A 6738-nucleotide genomic window follows, 5' to 3' on the forward strand; every position below is an offset into this window, starting at 1 on the left:
GGTCGACGTTGGCGGTGCGGTTGCCGAACATTCCGCTCTTCTTGATCGGATCCCAACCCAGACCCATCTGGATCATGGTCAGCGCGACGCCGCCCTCCTTGCGGAGCGTGACCTTCTGTCCCTTGGTCAAACTGACCGGGCGGCCCTTCACCAAACTGACCTCGGCCGGCGCTGCGGGAGGCTGGTTGTACACCGGAGGGGCAGGAGGAGCCGACGGAGCATTGTACGACGGCTGCTGCTGCGGTGGCGGGTTGTAGGCAGGCGGGGCAGCCTGGACCGGAGCGGCTTGTGCGGGAGCCGGCGCGGCCTGTGCCGGCGCCGGTGCGTCGTCAACGGACACACCGTGATCGGTGACCAACGCGGCAAATCCACCGGCGTAGCCTTGCCCGACAGCGCGAACCTTCCACGCACCCTGACGGCGGTACACCTCGAGTGCAATGACAATGGACTCGGCGGAGAGTCCGTCGATCACGTACTCGTACAACACGTTTCCGGCGGTATCGGATACCCGAGCAGTCGGCGCGGCAGTGCGACCGAAATTCGACGAAGTGTCGTCGAGCGTGATGACCGCGCGAACCTGCTCGATATCAGCGGGCACACCGGCCAACGAGACCTTCAGGGACGCAATGCCGCCCGGATTCGGCGTCAACTGCACACCCGGTCCGGTGGGCTGGTTGAAGAAGACGAAGTCCGCATCGGAGCGCACCTTGCCGTTACCGGTCACGAGAAGCGCTGACAAATCAGCAGCGGCGGCCAACTGCACCGACACAATCACTTCCGGCACGTTGAGTGGACCGTTCTGACCTTTGGCAAGCGATACAGACAACTGCATCTCCTTCATCGAGAGTGTTCATTGCTGGTGTTCATTGCTGGTGTTCATTACTGGTGTTCATTACTGGTGTTCATTACTGGTGTTCATTACTGGTGTTCATTACTGGGGAAGCTGCTGAGATTCTTGCGGTGTGCCTACCGTCATTGCCGCGACGTGGGCGGAGAACCAGCTCACGATCTCCACACTCGCCGCGATTCCGGACGTTTCTGTCACAGTAACCGTCGGGCGTTGCCAATTCAGTTCTTCCAGCTCACCGTGCCGGGGACGGATCGCGAAGTCTGCGTACTCGAGCATGTCTGCATCAAGGGCGCCGTCGCCGGCGGACAGAACTGTGGCGTCGGCCGCGAGGTCACCCGACTCGATCAGGCGTCGGCGCACTTCGGCGAGGGCTCGGGATTTCGATACCGCGTCGGGCACCGTGTAAATCTTTCGTCCCTGCCGTGACACGTTCCAGCCGCGGGAGATACACCAATCGCTCCAGCCGGCTTCGAAATCAGTGGGAATGGTCGACAGGTCCACGACCAGGTACGGGAACAGTTCGTCGGCCACCCGCATGGAACTGACCCAACTGACGTCGATACGGGCTTCCAGCTCACTGCGGACGTGCGCCAACTCCACCCCGGCGGCGCGAGTTGATCGGTCGATCTCACTTCGCCACGACAGATCAGGTTTTCCGTCGACCAGGATGTTCCCACCGTTGCTGGTGATCGCGTACTTCCACGGACCGCCGGGCAGGTCGATCCGCTGGAACTGCGCAATTGTCCTGGTGGTCGTGGGAATTACCGGCACTGCGGCGCAGAGCTCTCGCAGTAGTGCGATCGCGTCGACGCTCATGTGGGACAGCGGCCCGCCGTCGTAGTACTCGACGCACACCGGGGCAGGTCCTGACCCCAGATCGGTACCGGAGGGATCACCCCCGATCGCGTTTTTCGAGTAGATCATCGTGCGATCGAGGTCGGTCGCGATCAATGCCGGCGATGCGCTCATGTGATGTCCTTGATCAGACCGACACACGAGTACGCGAGATCGGATACTTCCTCGACGGGAACGCCACGGGCCTGCGCGAGCAACCGAATGTGGGCATGTTCGGGTGCATCCAGTTCTCGCACGAGCACCTTCCACGGCAACCGGCGCAGCAATACCCGAGTGGTTTCGCCGACACCTGGTTTGACGAAGTTCACCGTGGATATCCCGTAGTCCGCCTGAACCTTCTCGACCGATTCCCACCCGGCCCAGGTAGGTGTTCGATCCGAAGCACGCACGGCGGCAAGCAAATCCGCAACATCACTACGTACGTTATCGAATTCTGCCGAGACTACGTCGAGTAGCCGGTTGGACACGTCTACATCAGCAAGATCCGCATAGAACTTCGCGCCGTGGAAATCTCCGGGTCCGATCAGCGTGTCGTTGAGGACCGTGCGCGAGACCAGTCCGGACACAGTCGAATTGAGGCAGGCCGAAGCAATCAGGAAGTCATCTCTGGTTCCGTAGGTTCGGACGCAGTATCCCGGATCGGCAAGTACTGCCAGATCGGAGTTGAATGCAGCGCCGCCCGCAGCGTGATACTCGGTCAGTGCGGCATCGAGTTCACGGGCAATCGCTCCCTTACCGGTCCATCCGTCCACGAAGACGATGTTCGACGAATCATGATGATGTGAAAGATGATCGAGGGCAACGGAATCGATCCCCTTGCCTCGAACGATCGATACCGCGTAATGCGGCAACGTCACTCCGTGAACATGCTTGGCCCACCGACGCATCAAGATCCCGACAGGCGTGCCGGCCCGGGCAAGAGAGACCAATACGATGTCGGATCCGCGCTCGGCCAACACCAGGTCGGTGACCGTACCGACCGCGCGAGCCAAACGGGGCGCGCTCTCCGCCAACACCGTTTCAAACAGTTCGCGATAGGCATCATCGGGCTGATACTCGATCGGCAGAGACTCTGCGTAATGCGCCTCACCTGACTGAATGCGCTTCTCCCGCTCGGCAACATCCGCTTCGAGGTCCACATGAGAGAGGTCCTTGAGCAACCATTTCACTTCGTCCGCAGCATACGAACCGAACTGGGGCCCGACCAAAGGTACGGTCATGCTCCTTCGCCTTCTCTCGAATCCCGCAACGCCGACGGGTTAGCTCCCCGCACCGTTGCCACCACCACGTCAGTCCCGGCATTTCTCAGTGCTTCCACAACACCGTCGTCTGCGGTCAACCGATCGGTGTCGGCAGGTTCGTCCACGATCAACAGGACCACAGCGTCGACGGCCGAGTCCGGCCACTGCGCGTTGTACAGGAACCGCGGTTCGTTCTCGCCTAATTCCGGTGCGACAAAGGTGAATCCGCGGCGAAGCGGGTAGCCCTCGTGGTCCATGACGTACGCGGGCGAACGCGTCGTCGTTTGATAGAGCACCGCCCGGCCCCCGCGTTCCAGGCTGCTCGCGATACGCAAAGGCAGGTACATCAACTCTTCATGCCCCACGACGATCAGAGGACGCTCCGATTCCAGCACGGCATTCACCACTGCTACAGCGTCTTCGACTGCCCGATCGAAATCTACCGAGTCCGAATCGAGGAATCCATGCCTTCCTCCATCCGGAACGGTTGCCGGCCAAGGCAGATCAACACGGGAAGCCGTTCCCTGACGATTACTCGCCGCATTGAGCGTCGGAGCATCCAGTGCCGTCACACGTTCGGTCAAACCGTCCGGAAGAACCGTGAAACCGGAAGCGAGACTGACGTAGTCGATCCGCACTCCCAATTCCCCTGCCGCACTGTCACTGACAGCCCGATGCTCGTCGGTTCTCATGTCCACCAACGAAGCAACGACGTACCGCTCTCGTGGGCATTGACCGTGCAATGCCCGAATAGCATCGATAGCTGTTGCTCCGGTGGAGATTTCGTCGTCCACCAGCACCAGCGGCAGATTGTTCTCGAACAGTTCCGCCGACGTCGGCTGCATCAGATGACTCGTAGCGTGCGAGTGCCCTTCTTCGAAACCCGCCAGGGTAGTTGCCCCCGAAACATCGCGGCGCGTCGAATGGAGGTAGCAGTAAGCATGCAGGCGCGCTGCCACACAGTGACCCAAACCTGTTGCAGTTTCAGCAAATCCGAGAACCACCACATCGACACCTACGCCGAGCGTGTCACGCACCAGGTCGCCGAGATCCTCGGCAGCGCCGATCACCACCGACGGCTCGGTAGGCACGTGCTTGCCCAGAACCGTCGACACCAACAGGTGCGCCCGACGCGGATTGCGTCGCAGTCCCGGAATCACCAACTCGGGAACCGTCCGCCCCACTACAGAACTGCCGTGCACAAGATCGAGTCCGAATTCTGCTGTAGCCCAAGGGATCGATGCAACACTGCCCGTCATCGATCGACCAACGCCGTCAGCAACTCGACAAACGTGATGCCCTTGTTGGTAACTCCGAAAACCTGGGCCCGAAGCTCTGTCTGCCGAGCCCAATTGCGGTGCGGCTTCATCTCGTTCATCTTGTTCCGATACCCCGACGCCGCAACCCCACCCACCTCGACACCCAAGATATCCACTGCGTCGTGATACTCCTCGTGAGTGACCGCGGACAGTGCATTGACTGCCGCGACGTGCGAAGGATGGATCACGGTCTTACCCTGAATGCCGTTGGCCCGGTCCAAGGCGATTTCCCGAAGCAATCCGTCGAGGTCGCGGCTCACCAGATGCTGACGGAACCGCACGGCGTCATGCTCCTCGAACGGCGTCGCACGCAGCATCGGACGGAACATACGCTCGTGATCGGCGAAGTACTCCCACACCGGCCCGGTGATGACAAATCCCGAACCGTCAGCTCGTCCAAGGTAATTGACGATGTCGGCAATGACGTCGACAACAACACGCACGTCGTAGATCGTCAGATCACGGTCTCGTCGAATCCCGAAAGTGCTGCACATATCGGTAGCACCGATGCGGACCGCGAGAATACGATCGCGATGCTGCGCCAAAATCTGACTGACAGAGCGCAATTCCAGATCACGGGTGTCGCGGTGCACCAATTCCGGGGATTCGAGCACCGGCATGGCGTACAGATGCTTTCCCAAACGCTCGGAGGCGTCGGCCACTGCTTCGAGGAAGGCCGCGCCGGTCGCACTCCCGAATTTCGGTACGACAAACCCGGTCAGCGCTTCCCGGCCGACCGTCAACGATTCGGCGATGTCGGCGATATCGGATACTTCACGGACGCGGACGAACAGCAACATTCCCGCTGCATCGGTCGATGCGATCTTGTCGAGCGCGGCAACCGCATTTGCCCGAGCAGACTCCACCTCGTCGTCCGCGACAGCATCCTCGAGGTCCAGGACCATCGAACTGACGCCGTCAGCGGCTCGCTTCTCCACGATCTCGGCCAGACCGGCCCTCGTGGCCGGCACATACAGTGTCGCGCCCAGAGCGATAGCCAGTAGGTCTCTCTCGTCCGAGTCTGCGAACGTCCGCGGAGCGTGCAGGAACAATTGCTCCCGCACATCATCGCTGAGGTGTTGAAAGTGCTGCATGTCTCTTCTTTCCGTAACCGATGGCAATTCCACGTTTCTGTCCCCCACTCGACTCTTTTCGGGTGAAAACACCGATCCCCCGATCGGCCCCGACATGCTTTTTCAGTGTCTTCCTGCCCGCGTTCGCATCTTCTCGACAATCTCTGCAATGAACGCCGAAACGGAATCCAACTGCACTACATACGACCAGTAGTCCGGATGAGTTCCCGTCAACGACGCCGAGGCCCGTTCGATCCGAGCCAATTGCGCATCGAGTACCGACCCCCACTCCGCCACCAACCCGTGATTGACGGCAAACATCTGCGCATCCTTCAAACGAAAGCGAACCTGCCGCTCTTTCTCCGTCGGATCGGCCCGAACTGCCCGAAGTGTGGTCAACCGGTCTGTCACAGCATCGACGCAGGCCTCCGCCTCGGCCAGGTGCACCCGTGCTTCTGCCATCAAAGCCAACGCGTGCTCGGGGTTGCCCGCAGACAAAGCCTCCACGGCTTCTCTCAAGTCCGCATCTGCCTGGCCGATATGTTCATGACTCCGACTGCTGTTGTTCACCAGATCGGCGGAACTCGCAGCGTTGAACTCGCGAAGCAAAGCCGAGTACGCCGGATCGAGGCGGTCGACTCGCGTTCGAACAGCAGCCAGCCTGGTGGAGACCGCGGATACCGTCATCTGCGCGTGCCGTTGCGTGGACGGGGCCTGAGCCAACGCTTCTTGAAGCGCAGCGGCTGCAGCTCGAACGTGTTCGGCCTCTACGCGAATAGCGTCGGCGCGCTCGTTTCGCTCGGCCTGCGCGAGCGCCACAAGGGTGCCATCCAAGTGCTCCGCAGAGGTCACCACCGACGGATACTCGGAAAAGTGCTGATCAGCGTCATCCAACGCACGGCGAGCCGCATCCGCCGCCGCACGCGCCTGATGGCCGAGCACCGGAATAGTCGACATCGTCGCGGTGGACTGCTCGAGGTGCGCACGATTTCCGTTGTAGAACGCGTCGATACTCTGGGCCGCCGACACCAGCTCTGCTACCGACTTCTCGAACGCCGCGGTTGCGGTGCGGGCGTCGCGATGGAGAGCCTGGTCATTTCCGTATCGCTCGCTCGTGGCCAGGTAGTTCGACACCGCTTCGTAGCACTTTTCGCGAATCGGCTTCCAGGCCTGACTCAGGCCACGCTCCGGAAACAGCTCAGTCGACGCCTTGACCGCCGCCGCCGCGATGGTCTGCCGCTTGTCCATATCGAGAAACGCCGAGACCATCGCAGTCTGTGCTTCCCGAGCACGACTGATCGACTCCTCCACGCTAACCCCCCGATTGAAGCGCTCCGACCATCTGCCCACCACGATTGAATCCTACGGGTCCGACGCGTTCGGACTCCGTTTCGATTTCC

The 6738-nt window shown here is 61.0% G+C and carries 6 protein-coding genes; all 6 read right to left on the minus strand.

What is annotated here, in order from left to right; genetic code table 11:
• A partial coding sequence (locus QM600_RS28375; protein ID WP_283265080.1) for a TerD family protein occupies positions 1–826 on the minus strand: 826 nt, incomplete at its 3' end.
• A gap of 105 nt (positions 827–931) precedes the next feature.
• The gene (locus QM600_RS28380; RefSeq protein ID WP_283265081.1) at positions 932–1819 is read right to left on the minus strand and encodes an HAD family hydrolase; all 888 of its coding nucleotides are present in this window, start codon (positions 1817–1819) and stop codon (positions 932–934) included.
• Positions 1816–2925 (minus strand): cysteine protease StiP family protein, encoded by a 1110-nt coding sequence (locus QM600_RS28385; RefSeq protein WP_283265082.1) that lies wholly within the window; start codon positions 2923–2925, stop codon positions 1816–1818. Before QM600_RS28385 ends, QM600_RS28380 begins: the two co-directional genes overlap by 4 nt.
• Positions 2922–4205, minus strand: coding sequence for a phosphoribosyltransferase family protein (locus QM600_RS28390; protein WP_283265083.1), 1284 nt, complete (start codon positions 4203–4205; stop codon positions 2922–2924). The genes QM600_RS28385 and QM600_RS28390 overlap by 4 nt, the downstream gene beginning before the upstream one ends.
• A complete protein-coding gene (locus QM600_RS28395) occupies positions 4202–5359 on the minus strand; it encodes an HpcH/HpaI aldolase/citrate lyase family protein (protein WP_283265084.1) in 1158 nt (385 codons plus the stop codon). The genes QM600_RS28390 and QM600_RS28395 overlap by 4 nt, the downstream gene beginning before the upstream one ends.
• Positions 5360–5461: 102 nt before the next feature.
• A complete protein-coding gene (locus tag QM600_RS28400) occupies positions 5462–6607 on the minus strand; it encodes a hypothetical protein (protein WP_283265085.1) in 1146 nt (381 codons plus the stop codon).
• Positions 6608–6738: the final 131 nt, after the last annotated feature.

Source organism: Rhodococcus sp. IEGM 1379, from assembly GCF_030056815.1.
Lineage (GTDB): Bacteria > Actinomycetota > Actinomycetes > Mycobacteriales > Mycobacteriaceae > Rhodococcus_F.